Raw genomic sequence first — 19969 nt, forward strand, 5'->3', positions numbered from 1 at the left:
GACGGGCTGAGCGTGAATGCAAGGCACATTCAAAGAGTTTCTGGACCGATGGGAATTGCATCAACCGGAACTGGTTGCCGAGACAGCCCAGGCGCGGGTGTGGAAGGTACAGTCGGAACACGGGCCGGCCGCCCTGAAACTCTATCGCGGACCGGATCGCGGCAACGAAGAACCCGGGACCGCGCTGTTGAAAGCCTGGCATGACCGGGGCGCGGTTCGGGTTCTCAACGAGGAACGGAATGCCATTCTGATGGAATGGCTGGAAGGCCCGTCTTTGGGGGACATTGCGCGGGCAGGACGTCCTGAAGACGCTGTTGCGATCCTTGCAGAAACGGCGGCGCGCCTGCATGGGAAGGCCACCGCTGACGTCGGTGGCTTGAAACCCCTGAACCAGGTGTTCGCCCCTTTGTTCGGCTGCACCTTTGCTCCGGCCTGCCCAACCCTTCTGCGCAAGGACATGCTGTCCGCCACAAATCTGGGTCAGCACCTGTTGATCAGCCAGCCCACGCCGGTGCCCCTGCACGGGGATCTTCACCCGGACAACATTATTCTGACCCACAATGGCCCGCGGGTTTTCGATGCCAAAGGATATGCAGGAGATCCGGCCTTTGAACTGGCAAATGCACTGCGGCACCCAAAAGGCATGACCGAATTGGTGCGCGATCCCCGGCAGATCGAAACCTGCCTGTCGCTCTATTCCGAAGCCATGAATGTTTCAGAGAAACGGCTGGCTCAATGGGCAGCCGTCAAATGCGCCTTGTCCATCTGCTGGCGATCCGACGGTGCCATCGAAAACGACCCGGAAGCCGACCTTTTGCGCCTTTTTCTGGACGCGGCCGATTAGTAAAGACCGCCGGTACTCAGATCGCCTTGGGTGGCCTTGGGGCCGACCGTGATGGTTTGACCGGTGGAGGTTTGAACCTGCACACCTGCGCGCTGCGCTTCCTCGAACAAGGGCAGGTCGGAACCAATCGCAAAACCACCGTCGTAAACACGGTCGATGAACCCATCGACACCGTCGCGGAAGAATTCGGCCACGACATAGTCACCGGTGGCGTCATCCGGCAGGCGGGCGCCGCTGAAACGGTCGATTTTAATAAAGTGACCGCCTTCTGGAACCTTGAATGGCCCACCGCCATACTTTTCGACGGCTTTTTCCATGAAGCTCTGGAACACCGGGCCGCACAAGGTACCACCATAAGCCCCCCGGCCCATCGGGCGCGGGCGGTCATATCCGATATAGCAGCCTGCCACGATGTTCGAGGTGAAGCCGATGAACCACGCATCCTTGGATTCGTTGGTGGTTCCGGTCTTGCCGGCAGTCGGCACCGGCAGGTTCACATAGCGCGAGGCGGTGCCGCGATCCACCACGCCTTTCATCATGGACGTCAGCTGATAAGCCGTGATGGCATCCATGACCTGCGCGCGATCCGTGACAAGGGTTGGGGCCTCGTCGGGCTCGAGCCAGGTCGAGTTGCAATTCAGGCATTGGCGATCATCATGACGATAGATGGTCTTGCCGAACCGGTCTTGAATACGGTCGACCAGAGTGGGTTCAACCCGCTGACCCCCGTTCGCGAACATCGCATAAGCCGCGACCATCTTGTACAGCGTCGTTTCTTCGGACCCCAGCGAGTTTGCAAGGAACGCGCCCATCCGGTCATAGACGCCAAAGCGTTCGGCGTAGCCTGCAACCACCGGCATCGTGACCTCTTGCGCCAGACGGATGGTCATCAGGTTCCGCGACTGCTCGATCCCGGTGCGCAAGGGCGTCGGCCCGTAGAACTTGTTTGACGAGTTCTTGGGCCGCCACAAGCCCTGTGGCGTGTTCACCTCGATCGGTGCGTCCACAACGATGGTTGCCGGGCTGTATCCGCTGTCCAGCGCGGCGGCATAGACAAAGGGTTTGAAGCTGGACCCCGGCTGGCGCTGTGCCTGCGTGGCGCGGTTGAAAACGGTATCCTGATAAGAAAACCCGCCCTGCATCGCCAGAACGCGGCCCGAGTTCACATCCATCGCCACAAAGGCGCCCTGAACTTCGGGCACCTGACGGGCAGACCACTGCCCCTCTTCGCCCTCAACAACAAGGATCACATCACCGCGCTTGAAGTTCGCCGCAAAATCACCCTGCATCCACTTGATATCGGACCGCGGAATGGTGCCATCCGCAGGGCCGTCTTCGATCCCGACGGTAAGTTGCTGATCCGAGACATTCAGAACCACGGCGGGATACCAGCGGGTCGGCAGCACCACATCGCGCGGGATTTCCAGAAGCGACAGTGCCTCGCGCCACTGTGCCTCATCCGCAAGTTTTTCTTCCGGAATCACTTCGCCGGTGCCGCGCCATTTCCCGCGCGACCGGTCATATTTCTGCAACGCCGTGCGCAGGGCCTTTGCGGCCTCGACCTGCATTTCTTCGTCCACCGACGCACGAACCGTGAAGCCGCCGGTAAAGAACTCACCTTCACCAAAGTCCTCGCTCAGTTGGCGACGGATTTCATCGGTGAAGTAGTCGCGCGGCGGCAATGCGGTGCGGAAGCTTTCGAAATCGCCGTTCTGAACCGAGCGCAGCGGCATCTCGACCTCGGACTCATAGGTCGCCTGATCGATGTAACCGTTCTGGTACATCTCGCGCAGCACATAGTTTCGGCGGGCCAGCAGGCGTTCCTTTTCCCGAACCGGGTGGTAATCCGACGGTGCCTTGGGCATCGCGGCCAGCATCGCGGCCTCGTGCGGGGCAAGTTCCTGCAAGGTCTTGTTGAAATAGGTCTGCGCGGCGGCCGTCACGCCGTACGAGTTCTGACCCAGAAAAATCTCGTTCAGGTACAGCTCAAGGATCTGCTCCTTGTCCAGGGTATCCTCGAGCCGGGTGGCGAGGATGATTTCCTTGATCTTGCGTTCTGCCCGGCGGTCGCCCGACAACAGGAAGTTCTTCATTACCTGCTGCGTAATGGTCGATGCACCCCGCACGGTCCCGCCTTTGGTGCGCACCGCTTCGACACCTGCCGCGACAATGCCGCGTGGGTCGTACCCCTGATGGGTATAGAAATTCTTGTCTTCCGCCGAAATAAACGCCTGCTTCACCAGATCGGGAATTTCCGCGGACGGCGTGAACAGGCGGCGTTCCTGCGCAAATTCGTCGATCAACTGGCCTTCGCCCGAATAGATCCGGCTGATCGTCGGGGGCTTGTACTGGGCCAGGGATTCGTGGCTGGGCAGGTCCCGGCCATACATCCAGAACACCGCACCGATCACCAGTGCGACCATGAAAATACCCAAGGTAACGATACTGAAGATCGCCCCGAAAAACGAAAGAATGAACCGGATCACGTTACTGCCTTTTTCTCGCGGTGGTGCCTATATAGTGTTGCACCGCCCAAGGGTCAAAACACCAAGCGTATTCTAGCCGTTTTGCGTCGCAAGGTCACTGGCCAATCAGGGATTTGCGGATCACATCCTGCTGACGCCAGTCTTCGATCCCCTGAAAGATACCCAAGGCCATTTTCGCCCGCCATTCCGAATCCCTGAGGTTTTCTCGATCTCTGGGGCTCGACAGAAATCCAAGTTCGACCAAAACAGACGGAATATCGGCCGCCTTGAGCACCGAGAACGAAGCGGTCCGCAGCGGTTTTCGGTTCATCGGCCCGCCTTGCTGGGCCATCCCGTTGGCGATCGCGCTGGCCAAGGACCTGGTCCGCGGCATCGTTTCCTGGCGCGCCAGATCAAGTAGAACATCGGCCACCTGATCATCGGCACCATTCAGATCGATACCCGAGATCAAATCCCCCCGATCATGCCGCTCGGCCAGTTTTGAACTGGCCACATCCGAAGCATCGGCCGACAGGGTATAGACGGCAGCCCCATGGGCCTGACCTTCCGAAAGGGAATCCGCATGCAGCGAAATGAACAGATCCGCGCCAGCCCGATGCGCCAAGGCAATCCGGCGCTCCAACGAGACGAACTGGTCGTCAACCCGGGTCAGGACCACCTCATAACCTCCTGATCGCAAGAGAACTTCGCGCAGTTCGCGGGCAAAGGTCAGCATCAGGGTTTTTTCATCAACGCCGTCGATTTCGGCACCCGGATCGATCCCGCCATGCCCCGGATCGAGCATCACGCGCAACGGCCGGTCTGCCGAGCGCGCCGATGCCTGCGGCACATCAGCTGGCTCCGGCAGGTCCCATCCCGGGTTGCGCGGCGCACCTGCGGTTGCGTTGAACGTATCAAAATCCGTGCCCTTGAGGTTGAGAGTCAGCAAAGCCGCCCCCGAAACCTCGGAAACTGACAATTCGGCAGTGTCTACGGCCATCGGAGCGCCCAGTTCCAACACCAGCCGCGACCAACCCGGAACATAGGCTCCGAATTGCACGCCGCTGACGCGTTCGGATTGCAGGAAATCCGTTCGGTTCAGCCCGGTCCAATCCACTTCGTTGAAGTCCAGAACCATCCGGTACGGATCCTGCAAGGTGAAGATCCGGTACGGCACCCCCTGGCTCAGGCCGATATCCACGCGAACGCCAGTTCGCCCCACATCCGTGATGCGGCTTTGGTCGGGCTGAACGCGTGCCAGCGCGCTGAAATCCTGCGCGACGGCACTGCCGCACAGCGCCCAGATCAGGGCGATGCAAATGAAGATCCTGCTCATGGCCTCAAGTTTTCCCGAGATCGTTTGCCGGGCAGCCTATACCACAAGGGCTGATTTGTGAACGGCTCAGGCAGGTTCCCCGATCACCTTCCGCTCGGTCATGAAAACGCGCAACCGTTCCAGCCCGTCCTGAATGTCGGCCGTCGAACGCGCATAGGAAAAACGCAACGTCGTATGGCCGCGCTGCGGATCGAAATCCAGACCCGGCGTGACCGCGACCCCGGCCTTTTCCAGAATCTCGGCCGCAAATGCGCGGCTGTCATCGGTCAGGTCAGACACGTCGGCATATACATAGAAAGCCCCGTCCGGAGGCGCGATTTTCGTAAAGCCCGCCTTGGGCAGCCCGTCCAGCATCAGGGCGCGGTTTCGGCGGTACACGTCCAGATTGGCTTGCAGTTCGTCCTCGCAATCCATCGCGGCCAGTGCGGCAATCTGACTGGCATGCGGCGCGCAGATGAACATGTTCTGGGCTATCCGCTCGACCACGCGCACCTGATCCTCGGGCACGACCATCCAGCCCACGCGCCAACCGGTCATCGAGAAATACTTGGAAAACGAGTTGATCACATAGCACTCATCCGTCAGTTCCAGCGCGGTCACGGCCTTGGCCTCGTATTCCAGACCATGATAGATTTCGTCGCTGATGAAGGATGCCCCCTGCCCGTGTGCGGCTTCGATCAGCGACCCCATGGCGGCGTTATCCAGCATCGTGCCGGTAGGATTCGCCGGAGACGCCACCATCAGCCCCTTCAGGCCCATTCCCTGAATATCCGCTGCCACGGGTTGCAGACGGTTTTCAGGCGCGGTCGGCAGATCGACCGGCACCAATCCAAGTGCCCTGAGAATCTGGCGATAAGACGGATACCCCGGCGCACCGATTCCGACGCGATCCCCGCTGTCGAACAATGCCGTGAAAGCCAGCAGAAACCCGCCGGACGATCCGGGCGTGATGACCACGCGCCCCGGGTTCAGGTCCACATCGTACCACTCACCATAAAGCTGCGCGACACGCTTTCGCAGCGCAGGCAAACCCAGAGACACCGTATAGCCCAACGGGCTTTGATCCATCGCTTTCGCCAGCGCCTCGGTCGCACCCTTGGGGGCGCCGGTTCCGGGCTGGCCAACTTCCATGTGAATCACATGGCGGCCCGCTTCTTCCGCACGGCGCGCGGCCTCCATCACGTCCATCACGATGAAGGGATCGACCTCGGACCGGGTTGAGTTTCTCATGCCCATCTCCCATGTTGCAGCCATGGCTTTTGAACGCGTATCCCGGCTGACGTCAATCCCGGCTCTGATACTGTCGGTTGTCGTCTGGCTGACGGCGGCAACGCAATCTCATGGGCAAAGCCTGATCCGCGACCCCGATATCGAGCATGGCCTGCGCGAGCTGGCGTTTCCGGTTCTGCGCGCCGCCGGCCTGAACACCAACCGGGTTCAAATCCTTGTGGTCAATGACAACACGTTCAATGCCTTCGTCATCGACTACAACGCGATCTATTTGAATTACGGGCTGATCCTTACGGTCGAAAACCCCGAAATGCTGCAAGCAGTGATCGCGCATGAGGCCGCGCATATCGCGAACGGCCATCTGGCCCGCCGTGCCGAAAACCTGAAGGCGGCGCGGCGCAATGCGGGCCTTGGTACCGCTTTGGCCCTGCTTGCGGCTGCGGCCGGAGGGGGTGAAGCCGCCATTGGCATCGCCGCAGGCACCCAAGGCGCCGCAATCCGCAGCTTTCTGGGCCATACCCGCGCCGAAGAGGCCTCGGCCGACCGAAGCGCCGCAAGCTATCTGCGATGGGCTCAGATTTCCCCCAGCGGCATGGTCGAGCTGCACAGAAAATTCGCAGGTCAGGAATTGTTGAGCGTCGCTAATCAGGACCCGTACATGCGGTCGCATCCCACTAGTCGTGAACGATTGCGCGCCGCCGAAGCGTTTCTGGATGAGTTCGGCGACAAGGCCGTTCCGAATGCCAATGCCGATTACTGGTTTGCCCGCGTCAAAGGCAAACTGTCGGCCTTTTTACGCTCACCCAGTTGGACATTACGGCGCGCCAAAGAAGAAACCGCTCAGGACATCCGCCTGATGCGCGAGGCTTCGGCCCATCATCAGAACCGTGATTTGGATCGCGCGCGCCGTGCCATCGACGAGGCACTGGCGCTGCGCCCGAACGACCCCTACTATTATGACCTGAAAGGGCAAATTCTGCTGGAAAACAGGCAAATAGGCGCGGCTGTTGAAGCGTATGGGAACGCTGTTGAAATGGCTCCGAACGATGCGCTTATCCTGGCTGGATACGGGCGGGCGTTGCTGGCGCAGGGTCAAACCAAACAGGCCCTGAGCGTGCTGGAAAAAGCCCGCGCCCGGGATTACCGGAATGCCAGGCTGTTGCAGGATCTGGGTGTGGCCTATGCTCAGGTTGGCAATGATGGTATGGCATCCACCGTGACGGCAGAGCGGTATGCGCTGCAAGGGCGGTTGAAAGACGCCGGAATTCACGCGAAACGCGCCGTGGCACGACTGCCCGAAGGTTCACCGGGTTGGCAAAGGGCACAAGACGTGTTGATTGCGGCGGAACGACTCGACAAAGACAAAAGGAAACGGAAATGATCCTCAGACATGCTGCACCCGCCCTTCTGGGGCTTTCCATGGCGGCGACCTCGGCGCAGGCGCTGGACTTGAACGCGATGAACGATGCCGAGAAGGCGGAATTTGGTGCCCAGGTGCGCGAATACCTGCTGGAAAACCCCGAAGTGATCCTCGAAGCCATCAACATTCTGGAAGAGCGCAATGCCGTCGCTGAAGCCGCGGCGGACAAGGAACTGGTCGCCGCCAATGCGGATGAACTGTTCGATGACGGGTACAGCTGGGTTGGCGGCAACCCGGATGGCGACATCACGCTGGTCGAGTTCATGGACTACCGGTGTGGCTATTGCCGCCGTGCCGTTCCCGAAGTTACCAGCCTGCTGGCAGAAGACGGCAACATCCGCCTTGTGATCAAGGAATTCCCCATTCTGGGTGATGCGTCCGTGCTGTCCTCACGTTTTGCCGTGGCCACCAAACACGTGGCGGGCGATGACGCATACAAACAGGTCCATGATGCCCTGCTGGAATTCACCGGCGAGCCAACCGAAGTTGCCTTGCGCCGCATCTCGGACGGTTTGGGGCTGAACAGCGACGAGATCATCGCGGCGATGGACAGCGATCGCGTCACGGATGAGATCGCGCGCACCCGTGCTCTGGCCCAGCGGATGCAGATCTCGGGCACGCCTTCGTTCGTGTTGGGCACAGAGATGCTGCGCGGCTATTTGCCAGCCGATCAGATGCAGCAGATCGTTGACGGTATACGTGCCGAACGCGGCTGAGGCCGGAACTGTCGGCAACATGCCATGAAGCGGCGGGAATTTCTGGTGGCCGGAGGAGCGTTGGGTATGACGGGTCTCTCTGGCCAGTCTATTGCGCAGCCCGCGACCGGCTTCCACGTGCCGGCCGAAGACGCCCGGCATGAACGCACTTTCATGCAATGGCCGGTCAGCCGCACCGTCTATCCCGACCCCGTTTTTCTGGAAATGGTACAGGGGACCATTGCGGAAATCGCAAACACGATCTCTGCTTTTGAACCCGTCACAATGCTCGCCGGATCGGAACATCACGCAGACATCAGCAAACGGCTTTCTGCGGCGGTCGAGATCTGGGATGTCCCGACCGAAGATCTGTGGTGCCGGGACGCAGGCCCGGTCTTTGCGATCAACGACCGTGGCGCGCTTGCGGTCCAACAGATCCAGTTCAATGGGTGGGGAAGAAAACAGGTTCACGCACATGATGCGAAAATTGCCGGCAGAGTGGCCGAAACGCTGGGTCTGCCCCTGTTGCCGACCGGGCTGATCGGCGAAGCCGGTGGCGTCGAGCAGGATGGGCATGGGACACTTATGGCGCATGAAAGCTCTTGGGTGAATGACAACCGCAATCCCGGCCTCACTCGGGACGAGATCGAAGCCCGGTTGTTGGCGGCCTATGGGGCCAAACGCATGATCTGGTCCGAAGGTGTCTGGGGCGAAGACATCACCGACTATCACATTGACAGTCTGGCCCGCTTTACCGGCCCCGGTCGCGGCATCATCAACTTGCCGGATGAACCGGACAAAGATGATCCTTTCCACATGGCCGCGCTGGACACCCATGATCGTCTCATTGCCGCGGGCATCAACATGGACGTGATACCCGAGCCGCATTTCCGCCGTGTCGAAGACCCGGATTTCGTGGCCTCTTATGCCAATTACTACGTCTGCAATGGCGGTGTGATTGCGGCCCGGTTCGGAGACTCGGAAACAGACAGGATCGCGTCGGAAACGCTTGCAAGGCACCACCCTGGGCGTGAAGTCGTGACGCTTGACGTGGATGTGCTGGGAGAGCTTGGCGGCGGCATCCATTGCGCCACACAACAGATGCCGGTTTTTCAGATGTCGTGAAGAAACAGGCTATTCAGCCGCTTCAGCCGCCGCATCCAGTTCAGCCGCCTTTTTCTCGACCTCTTCCACGATGTGATCGATCATCTGGTCGTTCGACATCTTGTGGCTGGCTTTGCCGGCCAGATAGACCATGCCGGACCCTGCCCCGCCGCCGGTGAAACCAACATCGGTCATCAGCGCTTCACCCGGCCCGTTGACCACGCAGCCGATGATCGACAGAGACATCGGCGTTTTGATGTGTTCAAGGCGATGCTCCAGCGCCTCGACGGTTTTGATGACGTCAAAACCCTGCCGCGCGCAGGATGGGCATGAGATGATGTTTACACCCCGGTGACGCAGACCAAGGGATTTGAGGATTTCGAACCCGACCTTCACCTCTTCTACCGGATCGGCAGACAGGCTGACACGGATCGTGTCACCGATCCCCATCCACAGAAGATTGCCCAGACCGATAGCGGACTTGATGGTGCCGGAGACCAGCCCACCAGCTTCGGTAATACCCAGATGGATTGGGGCGTCCGTGGCCTCGGCAATACCCTGATAAGCTGCGGCGGACAGGAAAACGTCACTGGCTTTCACACTGATCTTGAAATCGTGAAAGTCGTTGTCTTGCAGGATGCGGATATGTTCCAAGCCGCTTTCGACCATCGCTTCGGGGCACGGTTCGCCGTATTTCTCAAGCAGGTGCTTTTCCAGACTTCCCGCGTTCACGCCGATGCGGATCGAGCAGTTGTGGCCGCGCGCCGCCTGGATGACTTCTTTTACCCGGGTCTCGTCCCCGATATTGCCGGGATTGATGCGAAGACAGGCAGCCCCGGCTTCGGCTGCTTCGATGCCGCGGCGGTAGTGAAAATGAATGTCCGCCACGATGGGAACCGGGCTTTCGCGCACGATCTGTTTCAGCGCCTTGGATGACGCTTCGTCAGGAACCGAGACGCGAACGATGTCAGCGCCGGCCTCAGCCGCCGCCTGTACCTGCGCCACGGTCGCCGCCACATCGGTGGTCAGCGTGTTGGTCATGGTTTGAACGGCAATGGGCGCGTCGCCACCAACGGGGACGTTACCGACCATGATTTGACGGGATTTACGACGATAAATGTCGCGCCAAGGGCGTACATGATTGAGGGACATAAGGACGGATCCGCGTCTGCCTGAGTTGCGACATTAGATAGTTCGGCAACGGGGTTACCGCAATGGCTAGATCACTCGGCGGGCGTTTCTGTCGCCTCGGTTTGCAGTTCCGCCACCAGTTGCTTGAGCGCACTGTTCTGTTCCGCCTCCAGATCGGCGACGGCATAGGCCTCGGACACGGCGTCTTTCGACAGAACGACACCCTTGGCGACCGTTCCCGGAGCACCTGCCGGGCCGTAATGTTCACCGTTCATCGCGAAATATACCGATCCCGACGCGCCCGCACGCAATGTCGGCGGTTCTTCCGTCAGGGGCACTTCGAATACACTGCCTTGCTCGACGGTTCCCAGCGTACCTTCGAAAATGACGCTGCCATCCGCAGCCGTCACACGCATCCAGGCGGGGTCAACTGCCACGATCTTGAGCGTGGTATCGATCTGTTCGACCACTTGCGGCAGGGCCGGTTTTTCGACCGTGTGCAGTTCAGCCACTTCGAACTGCGGCAATTCGGGCGGGCGGAAGGTTCCAACCTCGCGCGGATCAAGCGTTGAGATCGGAGCATCCCGCGAGACCAGCACCGGAACATCCAGCGCCTGCGGACGATAGAGACGGTCCAGTGCTTCTGCGCTTGCTACTTCCGTAACATCATCTGACACGTTGCTGCGCGCCGCATCCAGCGGATCCAAATCAGACAGAACCACCGGTGCCTGTTCAACCGGGCTGACCTGTACTTGCTGAATCTTGTTCAAAACAGCCCAACCGCCATAGCCAATGCCACCGATCACCGCGAGCAAAACCAGCGACGAGCCGATTGCACGGGGTTCAATCTGACTGACCAGAGACTCCTTGCCCGGAATATAGGGCGTATTGGGCGAGATGAATGGATCCCGCCCCATCGGACCGCGCGCAGGTAGAGCCCCCGAAGGTTTCCGCACCACCGAGGCCTCTGCGGACATGCCATGCGCAACCTCAAATCCGCTTTCCTCGCAGAAAGTCGCGAAGGTCTCATCGGGGTTCATACCCAGATAGCGCGCATAGGAACGCACATACCCGGCGATAAAGCCGGGTGTATCAAACGCATCGGGGTCGGCGTTTTCAATTGCAGCTATATAGTTGGCTTTGATCCGCAGCTCGCGCTGAACATCCAGAAGAGATTTGCCCATCGTAGCGCGTTCACCGCGCATCTTGTCGCCCAGGCGAACTTCGTAGTCGTCAAACCCTTTTGGTCTGACATCTACGTTCTCTTCGGATTCGCGCTGAGATCTGCGCCCAATCATCCCTGCTGCCCCATTCTGCCTGTCGCGTATTTCGCGTAAGTGGCGAATCATCCCCACAATGATTCGTCTACTCGTTTTGTTAGCGTAAGCTTAACACGCGGCAAACTCGTTGCACACTTTGGCGTTAGGTTATCCGGCAAGTTCGGCGCGATTTAGCGCACAATGTGACCAAAGTTCGTCCATCGCCTGCACCAGACGGTTCATTTCGTCGGGTCCATGCACCGGAGACGGGGTAAAACGCAAACGCTCGGTTCCGCGCGGGACAGTCGGGAAATTGATCGGTTGCACGTAAATGCCATAATCGTCCAGCAGCATATCGCTGAGCTTTTTGGTGTGCACCGGATTGCCGACGATCACAGGCACGATATGGCTGCCGTGGTCGATCAGCGGAAGGCCCATTCCCTTCAGCCGCAGCTTGAGGATCTTCGCCTGAGTCTGGTGCTGCTCGCGCAGCTCAGACGCGGTTTTCAGGTACGCAACGGATGCAGCAGCGCCCGCGGCAACCGCCGGCGGCAACGATGTCGTAAAGATAAAGCCCGGCGCATAAGACCGCACGGCATCGCACATCTTTGCGCTGGCGGCGATATAGCCCCCCATGACGCCATAGGCCTTGGCCAGGGTGCCATTGATGATGTCGATCCGATGTGCAAGGCGATCCCGCTCGGTCACGCCGCCACCGCGCGGGCCGTACATGCCCACCGCGTGCACTTCGTCGATATAGGTCAGCGCGCCGAATTCATCTGCCAGATCGCAGAATTCTTCGATCGGACCAAAATCACCGTCCATCGAATAGACGGATTCAAAGGCGATCAGCTTGGGGGCGGCGGGGTCGTCCGCCTCGAGCAATTCGCGCAGATGCGCCACGTCGTTGTGACGGAAGATGCGCTTGGCCCCGCCGTTTCGGCGCACCCCTTCTATCATCGAAGCATGGTTCAGCGCGTCAGAATAGATGATCAGCCCCGGGAACAGCTTGGGCAGCGTGCTGAGCGTGGCGTCGTTGGCGATATAAGCACTGGTGAACAAAAGCGCGGCTTCCTTGCCATGCAGATCTGCCAGCTCGGCCTCGAGCCGTTTGTGATAGACCGTTGTCCCCGAGATGTTGCGCGTCCCGCCCGACCCGGCACCGGTTGCGTCGATCGCTTCGTGCATCGCCCGCAACACGACCGGGTGCTGGCCCATGCCCAGATAGTCATTGCCGCACCAGACTGTGATGTCCTGCTGCGACCCGTCGGGGCGCGTACGCACTGCATGGGGGAACTGTCCGTTGCGACGTTCGATATCGATGAAGGTCCGGTAACGTCCTTCGTCATGCAGCCTGGCAATCGCTGAATCGAGCTGAGCAGTATAGTCCAACGGACCCTCCTTGAATGCCCGTTTCCGGTTTCCCTTGGGCAATTAGTCTGCCACATCCCACAGCTTAACCTGTATCAGCAGCTTTGTGTTACTTTGTTCAGCTGGTTACAGCCGAACAGGTGAACCCAACTTTGATTTGCATCAAATATAAGTTTGCAATGCTCACGGCAAGTACAGTTCCGTCCTTCGGACGCGTGGAAACGACGCAGCCCGCGCAACGTCATTCGCGGGCTTGTGATTGCATGAAGAATTCATGATCAACCGCACTGGACGGCGCCGTCAACGCTGCTAGGGTTCGCGCGAACACAGACAAGCAGGAGATCCCCATGTCGCTAGACACCGTGCTGAACCGGATTGACGAAGATCTGCAAACCTCGATCGACCGCCTGATGGAGCTGCTGCGCATCCCTTCGATCTCAACCGATCCCGCGTACAAGGCCGACGTCAGCCGTGCGGCCGACTGGCTGGTTGCCGACCTCAACAGTATCGGAATTGCAGCAGAAAAACGGGAAACCCCGGGACACCCGATGGTCGTAGGCCATGTGGGCGAGGACTCGGATGCACCCCATATCCTGTTTTATGGCCATTATGATGTGCAACCCGTCGATCCGTTGAACCTTTGGACGCGCGACCCGTTTGACCCCGCCATCGAAGATACCGAGCACGGCCCCGTCATCCGCGGGCGCGGGGCATCGGACGACAAAGGTCAATTGATGACATTCGTCGAAGCCTGCCGCGCCTCGAAAGCGGTGCACGGATCCCTACCCTGCCGCATCACCTTCTTCTTTGAAGGCGAAGAGGAATCCGGCTCACCCTCGCTGGTCCCCTTCCTCGAAGAAAACGCGGCCGAACTCAAAGCGGATCTGGCGCTGGTTTGCGATACATCCATGGTGTCGCGAGGTGTTCCGTCGATTGCCGCGCAGCTTCGCGGCATGCTGAAGGACGAGTTCACGATCATCGGGCCCCGCATCGATCTGCACTCCGGCCATTACGGTGGCCCGGGGTTGAACCCGCTGCGCGAGCTGTCGAAGATCGTTGCCTCATTCTATGATGACGAAACCGGGCGTGTCGCGGTCGATGGTTTCTATGAAGGCGTTCATGAAGTGCCCCAGGACCAGCTGCGCCAGTGGCAGAATTGCGGTTTCGATGAAGCGGATTATCTGAATTCGGTCGGCTATACCCAGCCGCACGGCGAAAAAGCCTATTCGACGCTCGAACAGCAATGGGCGCGCCCGACACTTGAGGTGAACGGGCTGTGGGGCGGATACAATGGCGCAGGCTCGAAAACCGTTATCCCTTCGGAAGCGCATTGTAAAATCACGTGCCGACTGGTCGGCGACATGGACCCCGACGCGCTGCGCAACAAGATCCGCAAACATGTCGAGGATCGCCTGTCCCCGGATGCAAAAGTTGTCTGGGACAACGATCTGGAAGGTTCGCCCGCTTCGGTCATGAATATCGATCGCCCGGAATTCGAAGCCGCGCGCAAAGCACTGTCGGACGAGTGGGACCGCGAAGCGGTGTTTACCGGCATGGGCGGCTCGATCCCCGTCGTCGGGTATTTCAATACCGTTCTGGGGCTGGATTCGATGCTGGTCGGCTATGCCAACGAGGACGACGCCATCCATTCGCCGAATGAGAAATACGACGTCAAAAGCTTCCACAAGGGCATCCGTTCATGGGCCCGCATTCTGGATGCTTTGAACAAGTAACGGATTTCAGCGAGGCTCTGCCTCGCGCTCCGGGATATTTGCCGCCAGATGAATAAAGGATCCCTTGTTCATCTGGCCCAAAATATCCCGGGGGAGCCGCGCGCAGCAAGGCGGGGGCAGCGCCCCCTGCCCGACCGCAACACGCGTATGACGTTACATATGGATCACGCGATCATACGCATCCAACACGCTTTCATGCATCATTTCTGACAGAGTCGGGTGCGGGAAGACCGTGTTCATCAGGTCTTCTTCGGTGGTCTCCAGCTGCCGCCCAACCACATAGCCCTGAATCAGTTCCGTAACTTCCGCGCCGATCATATGGGCCCCCAGCAGTTCGCCTGTCTTGGCGTCGAACACGGTTTTGATCAGACCTTCCGGTTCGCCCAGAGCAATGGCCTTGCCGTTGCCAATGAAGGGGAAGCGACCGACTTTGATGTCATACCCCAGCTCTTTGGCCTTGGCTTCGGTATATCCCACCGAGGCCACCTGCGGCTGACAATAGGTACATCCGGCGATGCTTTCGGGCTTGACCGGATGCGCATGCTTGCCCGCGATCAGATCGGCAACCATGACACCTTCGTGGCTGGCTTTGTGTGCAAGCCAAGGCGCGCCCGCGATGTCACCGATCGCATAAAGGCCATCGACGCCGGTGCGGCAATATTCATCCGTCACCACGTGCGTGCGGTCGATCTTGACGCCCAACGCCTCGAGCCCGAGGTTTTCGACATTCCCAACAATCCCGACAGCCGAGATAACGGTGTCGAACTCGTGCTTTTCAACCTTGCCCTTGACCTCGATATGAGCGGTAACCTTGCCCTTGCCGCGATCCAACTGCTTGACCATGGCTTTTTCCATGATGGTCATGCCTTGTTTGGTGAAGGCTTTCTTAGCCAAGGCACTGATTTCCGCATCTTCCACGGGCAACACGCGGTCCATCACCTCGACCACCGTCGTGTCGGCCCCCAGCGTGTTGTAGAAACTGGCAAATTCGATTCCAATCGCGCCCGAGCCGATGACCAGCAGCTTCTTTGGCATCCGGGGCGGTTGCAGCGCGTGCTTGTACGTCCACACCAGATCGCCGTCAGCCTCGAGACCGGGCAGTTCGCGGGCCCGTGCGCCGGTTGCAAGAATGATGTTCTTGGCCGTCAGTTCTTCGGTGCCCTTGTCGGTTATGACGCTGACCTTGCCTTTTGCGGGGATCGTCGCCTCACCCATCACCACGGCGACCTTGTTCTTTTTCAGCAGATGGCCGATGCCGCCCGAAAGCTGCCCGGCAACGCCACGGGACCTCTTGACGACCGCGTCCAGATCGTAACCGATCTTGTCGGCCTTCAATCCGAAATCCTTGGCGCGTTCCATCAGGTGGAACACTTCGGAGGACCGCAGCAATGCCTTGGTCGGGATGCACCCCCAGTTCAGGCAGATGCCACCAAGGTGCTCGCGCTCTACCACGACGGTTTTCAGACCAAGCTGGGCCGCACGGATGGCGGCGACATAGCCACCGGGGCCAGCCCCGATTACGATCAGATCATAGGATTGTGCAGCCATGTGTTCCTCTCGGCGCAGGTGGTGAAAATTTAGTTTACCATTAAACTATTTTCAGAAACGCATCAACACGCGTTCCCGCGACAAATGAGACGCAGGGTAAACCTTACCTGAATATGCGGATTTCAGCCTATACGCAGGCCCATGCTATGGCTAGAACAGAAACGCCGACGCCGCTCGGACATTTGTGAACACATTGAATTCAAGGGGTTTACCATGGCCAAAACACTAAAAGATCTGGCGCTTGCTCTGCTAAACGCAACTTTGATACTTGTGGCGCTGTGCTTGTTTTTAGGCTGGAAGCTGGCATCGAAAGTCGAAAGCGTCTCGGCGGAATTCTCAGAGGCCGTGCAGGTTCTTGCCCCTATTCGGGATGAGGCGAAGGGCATTCGGGCAGAACTTTCCGCATTGCGTGAGGATTTGGCGACCTTGAGGAATGAGAACCAGATCACTGACAGTCAAGCCGCGCAAAACCTTCAGGCAACATTGCGCCGCCTGAACGCAGTTGACCAAAAGCTGCAAACTGCGCAGGAGCGGTTCACTGAACTTGCCGAGACACCAGAGGTTCTGATCGCCCAAGCCATTCAGACCGGAGCAGACATCGCGTCCGAACGGGTCTTGTCGTTCAAAGGATGCGAGCCGGGAGCCTGAAGCCCCCGCACTAACAACAGAGGCGCAAAACCTTTGTACGGTCTCAGGCCATTGCTTGCAGCTCTCGCACGGTGCTGCCATAGCCGCCCATGTCGACATAAGCCTCTTCATGGGGGGTCGAGCTGCGCGACAGTGCTTTGTTCCGGTAAGGGAAACGACCGAACTTGCGGATCACTTCACGATGCGCACGGGCGTGCAGCAGATTGCTTGTATCGCCGCTTAGGTTCTGACAGATCAGACGCACGCAGCGTTCCTGATCGCACAGATTTTCCGAATGCATCATCGGAAGGTAAAAGAACTGCCGGGCCGGTTCACCGATCTTCTTGTCCCAACCTCTGTCCACCGCGCATTTCGCAGCTGCCAGGGCCGCTCGGTCCGTCGCGAAAGCACGCGCTTGCCCGCGGAACATGTTGCGTGGAAACTGGTCCGTCAAAATTATGTAAGCCAGTGACCCGCTGGGATAGGTCAGCCAGAGCGAAAACTTGCCCTCGGCCGCAGCCTCCCACGTTGATTGAAAACGTGCGCGGATTTCTGAATCCAGCGCTTCATCCTCTATGTACCAGCCCTTTGGACCCACCTCATCTAACCAAAAACTCAATACTTCTTCAGGCGTTACCATTGCCTTAAACTCCGTCTTGTGCCCGTAGTTTGGACGTAACGTCATTTAAGGCCGTTTTACAGAACTGTTACAGTAACATATTGCAACACTTGCGACATAATCCTGTGTCCTAGGCATCTTCCTGCTCGGCCTGTTCGGCCTCGGCGGCTTCGATGGCGACTTCCTGTGCCACTTCAAACGCAACTGGCGAGGCCGTTGGATACAGCGTCGACATCGTGCCGGTTTCGTCCACGGGTATCGATGCCCGCTGCGTCGTCCGATACAGGGCGTAAAGTGCCATTGCGAGTAACAGTGCCGCAATAAAGAGAAAAAAGCCCGGTGGCCCGAATACGGCATCCCCCATCAGCCAGCCGGTGATCACCGGCCCGGCAATCGCGCCCAGACCGTTGATGAATACCAGCCCACCGGATGCGGCCGCCATATCCTCGTGATCCAGAAAGTCATTCGCATGCGCAATCAGCAGTGAATATAGCGGGTTGGACATACCGCCGATCAGGAAAGCCGAAGCAAGCAGAATTGGAAACGATCCGCCCATCATCATAGCGATCGTTGCGCCACCGGCACCGGCGAGCGCCACAAGCAGGATCAGAAAGCGGCGATCCATACGGTCAGAGAACCAGCCCAAAGGGTATTGCAGAACCACAGCGCCGATATAAAACGCCGCAACGAAGGTTGAAATTTCAACAAGCGACAGCCCTGCCCGGGCGCCATACACCGCCGCCATGCCGAACTGCGCGGAAAACACACCCCCCAGAAGAAACATGCCCACGCAGCCCAGAGGCGATGTTTCAAGTAGTTTCTTCAAGGTCATCGGTTTGGTGGTATCAAAGGCCGGTGTCGGCGAGATCGACAGCAAAATCGGTGCGAAGGACACTGAAACCAGGATCGAGGCGATCACAAAGGTCTCGTAACCAGCCGGGTCGCCGACAAGAACAAGCGCCTGCGCACTGATGATCCCCGTCATCTGGACGATCATATAGAGCGACAGCGCCTGCCCGCGATTTTCATTGCTGGCCGCATTGTTGAGCCAGCTTTCGGCGGTAACATACACGCCCGAAAAACAGAATCCGATCACCACCCGGCCCAAGGCCCACGCGATCGGGTTGGTCAGCATGGGATACATGATCATCACGACCGAAATAAACGACGCAAGGGCCGCGAAGACCCGCACATGGCCAACGCGCCGGATCATCTCGGGCGCAAGGCGTGAGCCGCCCAGAAAGCCCAGAAAATAGGCCGACATGACAAAAGACATCTCGAGGGTCGAAAAGCCTTCGATCTCACCCCGCACACCCAGAATCGTGCCCTGGAGGCCGTTTCCGACCATCAGCAACCCCATGCCGAGCAGCAGCGCCCATGCGCTGGAAAGGACCTGAATCATTGGGGCCTCCGACTAATGCCAACCTGATTTTAGTGTCGTTCTGCGATCAAAGACCGCCTACGTCGCGCTTGTCTACGACATTCCCGATCCGCGATGCTGTTTCCGCGCCTCTCAAGGGATCAAAAGCGACGCGTCGCCATAGGAAAAGAACCGGTATTTCCGGGCGATGGCATGCGCGTAGACATCGCGCATCCGATTCTGCCCCATCAGCGCCGAAACCAGCATGAGCAACGTGGATTTCGGCAGGTGAAAATTGGTCATCAATGCGTCAGTGACGTGGAATTCAAAACCGGGATAGATGAAGATATCCGTGTCGCCTTCCCAGGGTTCGATCTTTCCTGACCTTGCCGCACTTTCGATCAGTCGCAAAGCCGTTGTCCCCACCGGGATCACCCGCCCGCCGGCGGCCTTGGTTGCCTGTATCTCAGCGGCGGCGTCGGGGCTTACCTGCCCCCATTCAGCATGCATCTTGTGTGTTGTGACATCCTCAACCTTGACCGGAAGAAAAGTCCCTGCCCCCACGTGCAGCGTCACATGCGTGAAGCTTACCCCCCGTTTTGCCAGCGCCTTCATCAGCGCCTCGTCGAAATGCAAGGATGCGGTCGGGGCGGCCACGGCACCGGAATGATTTGCCCAGATGGTCTGATAGTCCGTCTTGTCCCGTTCATCAGCCGGACGTTTGGCTGCGATGTAGGGCGGCAGAGGCATTGCTCCGGCCTGATCCAGCGCCGCGTCGAAATCCTCGCCGCTGAGATTGAAGCGCAGATAAGCCTGGCCATCCGCAACTCTGTCCAGCGTGGCGCTGAGATCATCCGAGAAGACAATCTCTTCCCCAAGCTTCACCTTCTTGAGCGGCTTGATCAACGCAGACCACGTGCCATCGGCCTGTGGATCAAGCAAAGTGGCCTCGATCCCTGCGGAAACCGGCCCCTGCGCGCTGTCCCGGTGGCGTCGGCCGTTCAGTCGCGCCGGAATGACCCGTGTGTCATTCAACACCAGCCGGTCACCCGGCCGCAGGAAATCGGGCAGGTCGAAAACATGGCTGTCCGTGATTGCATCCCCCTGCGCCACCAGCAAGCGCGCAGAGGAACGCGGGCTGGCCGGCCGCGTGGCGATCAGGTCTTCGGGCAGATGGAAATCAAAATCGCTAAGTTTCATGCCCGCGCCTTACAACCCTGCATCAGA

16 protein-coding genes are annotated in these 19969 nt (G+C 59.0%); 6 read left to right on the forward strand and 10 right to left on the reverse strand.

Going from position 1 to position 19969, the window contains the following annotated elements; translation table 11 throughout:
- The first annotated feature begins 16 nt into the window (after positions 1–16).
- Positions 17–844, forward strand: a complete 828-nt coding sequence (locus tag ACR0E2_RS04705) for an aminoglycoside phosphotransferase family protein (protein WP_480445406.1) — start codon at positions 17–19, stop codon at positions 842–844.
- Here the strand turns inward: ACR0E2_RS04705 and ACR0E2_RS04710 are convergent.
- The 3 genes from ACR0E2_RS04710 to ACR0E2_RS04720 form a co-directional block, all read right to left on the reverse strand.
- Positions 841–3330 carry a penicillin-binding protein 1A gene (locus ACR0E2_RS04710; RefSeq protein ID WP_152458276.1) on the reverse strand — a complete coding sequence of 830 codons (2490 nt, stop codon included), beginning with the start codon at positions 3328–3330 and terminating at the stop codon, positions 841–843. The two genes, ACR0E2_RS04705 and ACR0E2_RS04710, sit on opposite strands and share 4 nt — an antisense overlap.
- A gap of 94 nt (positions 3331–3424) precedes the next feature.
- Positions 3425–4645: an N-acetylmuramoyl-L-alanine amidase gene (locus tag ACR0E2_RS04715; protein WP_171167687.1), complete on the reverse strand. Its 1221-nt coding sequence runs from the start codon at positions 4643–4645 to the stop codon at positions 3425–3427.
- Positions 4646–4711: 66 nt separating this feature from the next.
- Positions 4712–5875 (reverse strand): pyridoxal phosphate-dependent aminotransferase, encoded by a 1164-nt coding sequence (locus tag ACR0E2_RS04720; RefSeq protein WP_480445408.1) that lies wholly within the window; start codon positions 5873–5875, stop codon positions 4712–4714.
- On the opposite strand from ACR0E2_RS04720, the gene ACR0E2_RS04725 reads away from it, so the two are divergent.
- From ACR0E2_RS04725 to ACR0E2_RS04735, 3 genes are read left to right on the forward strand one after another with little or no spacing between them, the layout of a single operon-like run.
- Complete coding sequence (locus tag ACR0E2_RS04725; protein WP_480445409.1) at positions 5874–7256, forward strand: M48 family metalloprotease; 1383 nt, start codon at positions 5874–5876, stop codon at positions 7254–7256. The two genes, ACR0E2_RS04720 and ACR0E2_RS04725, sit on opposite strands and share 2 nt — an antisense overlap.
- Positions 7253–8011 carry a DsbA family protein gene (locus tag ACR0E2_RS04730; protein ID WP_480445411.1) on the forward strand — a complete coding sequence of 253 codons (759 nt, stop codon included), beginning with the start codon at positions 7253–7255 and terminating at the stop codon, positions 8009–8011. Before ACR0E2_RS04725 ends, ACR0E2_RS04730 begins: the two co-directional genes overlap by 4 nt.
- A gap of 24 nt (positions 8012–8035) precedes the next feature.
- Positions 8036–9115, forward strand: coding sequence for an agmatine deiminase family protein (locus ACR0E2_RS04735; RefSeq protein WP_480445413.1), 1080 nt, complete (start codon positions 8036–8038; stop codon positions 9113–9115).
- A gap of 9 nt (positions 9116–9124) precedes the next feature.
- On the opposite strand, the gene ispG is transcribed toward ACR0E2_RS04735, so the two are convergent.
- From ispG to hemA, 3 genes are all read right to left on the reverse strand, one after another.
- Positions 9125–10246: a flavodoxin-dependent (E)-4-hydroxy-3-methylbut-2-enyl-diphosphate synthase gene (gene ispG, locus ACR0E2_RS04740; protein ID WP_480445415.1), complete on the reverse strand. Its 1122-nt coding sequence runs from the start codon at positions 10244–10246 to the stop codon at positions 9125–9127.
- Between the two features lie 71 nt (positions 10247–10317).
- Entirely contained in the window at positions 10318–11523 is a 1206-nt protein-coding gene (locus ACR0E2_RS04745) for a helix-turn-helix domain-containing protein (RefSeq protein ID WP_171228119.1), read from the reverse strand.
- Positions 11524–11652: 129 nt separating this feature from the next.
- The gene (gene hemA / locus ACR0E2_RS04750; RefSeq protein WP_480445417.1) at positions 11653–12876 is read right to left on the reverse strand and encodes a 5-aminolevulinate synthase; all 1224 of its coding nucleotides are present in this window, start codon (positions 12874–12876) and stop codon (positions 11653–11655) included.
- Between the two features lie 326 nt (positions 12877–13202).
- On the opposite strand from hemA, the gene ACR0E2_RS04755 reads away from it, so the two are divergent.
- Positions 13203–14588, forward strand: a complete 1386-nt coding sequence (locus ACR0E2_RS04755) for a dipeptidase (protein ID WP_480445419.1) — start codon at positions 13203–13205, stop codon at positions 14586–14588.
- 153 nt (positions 14589–14741) lie between these two features.
- On the opposite strand, the gene lpdA is transcribed toward ACR0E2_RS04755, so the two are convergent.
- A complete protein-coding gene (gene lpdA, locus ACR0E2_RS04760; protein WP_480445420.1) occupies positions 14742–16136 on the reverse strand; it encodes a dihydrolipoyl dehydrogenase in 1395 nt (464 codons plus the stop codon).
- Between the two features lie 213 nt (positions 16137–16349).
- Here lpdA and ACR0E2_RS04765 point away from each other — a divergent pair, with 213 nt between their 5' ends.
- Positions 16350–16784: a hypothetical protein gene (locus tag ACR0E2_RS04765; RefSeq protein WP_480445422.1), complete on the forward strand. Its 435-nt coding sequence runs from the start codon at positions 16350–16352 to the stop codon at positions 16782–16784.
- A 43-nt stretch (positions 16785–16827) separates the two neighbouring features.
- Here ACR0E2_RS04765 and ACR0E2_RS04770 read toward each other — a convergent pair whose 3' ends face one another.
- The 3 genes from ACR0E2_RS04770 to queA form a co-directional block, all read right to left on the reverse strand.
- The gene (locus ACR0E2_RS04770; protein ID WP_480445424.1) at positions 16828–17403 is read right to left on the reverse strand and encodes a DUF924 family protein; all 576 of its coding nucleotides are present in this window, start codon (positions 17401–17403) and stop codon (positions 16828–16830) included.
- Positions 17404–17512: 109 nt separating this feature from the next.
- Positions 17513–18784: an MFS transporter gene (locus tag ACR0E2_RS04775; protein WP_480445426.1), complete on the reverse strand. Its 1272-nt coding sequence runs from the start codon at positions 18782–18784 to the stop codon at positions 17513–17515.
- Positions 18785–18895: 111 nt separating this feature from the next.
- Positions 18896–19942, reverse strand: a complete 1047-nt coding sequence (queA, locus tag ACR0E2_RS04780) for a tRNA preQ1(34) S-adenosylmethionine ribosyltransferase-isomerase QueA (protein ID WP_480445428.1) — start codon at positions 19940–19942, stop codon at positions 18896–18898.
- Positions 19943–19969 lie beyond the last annotated feature (27 nt).

It is taken from the genome of Ruegeria sp. A4 (genome assembly GCF_056543025.1).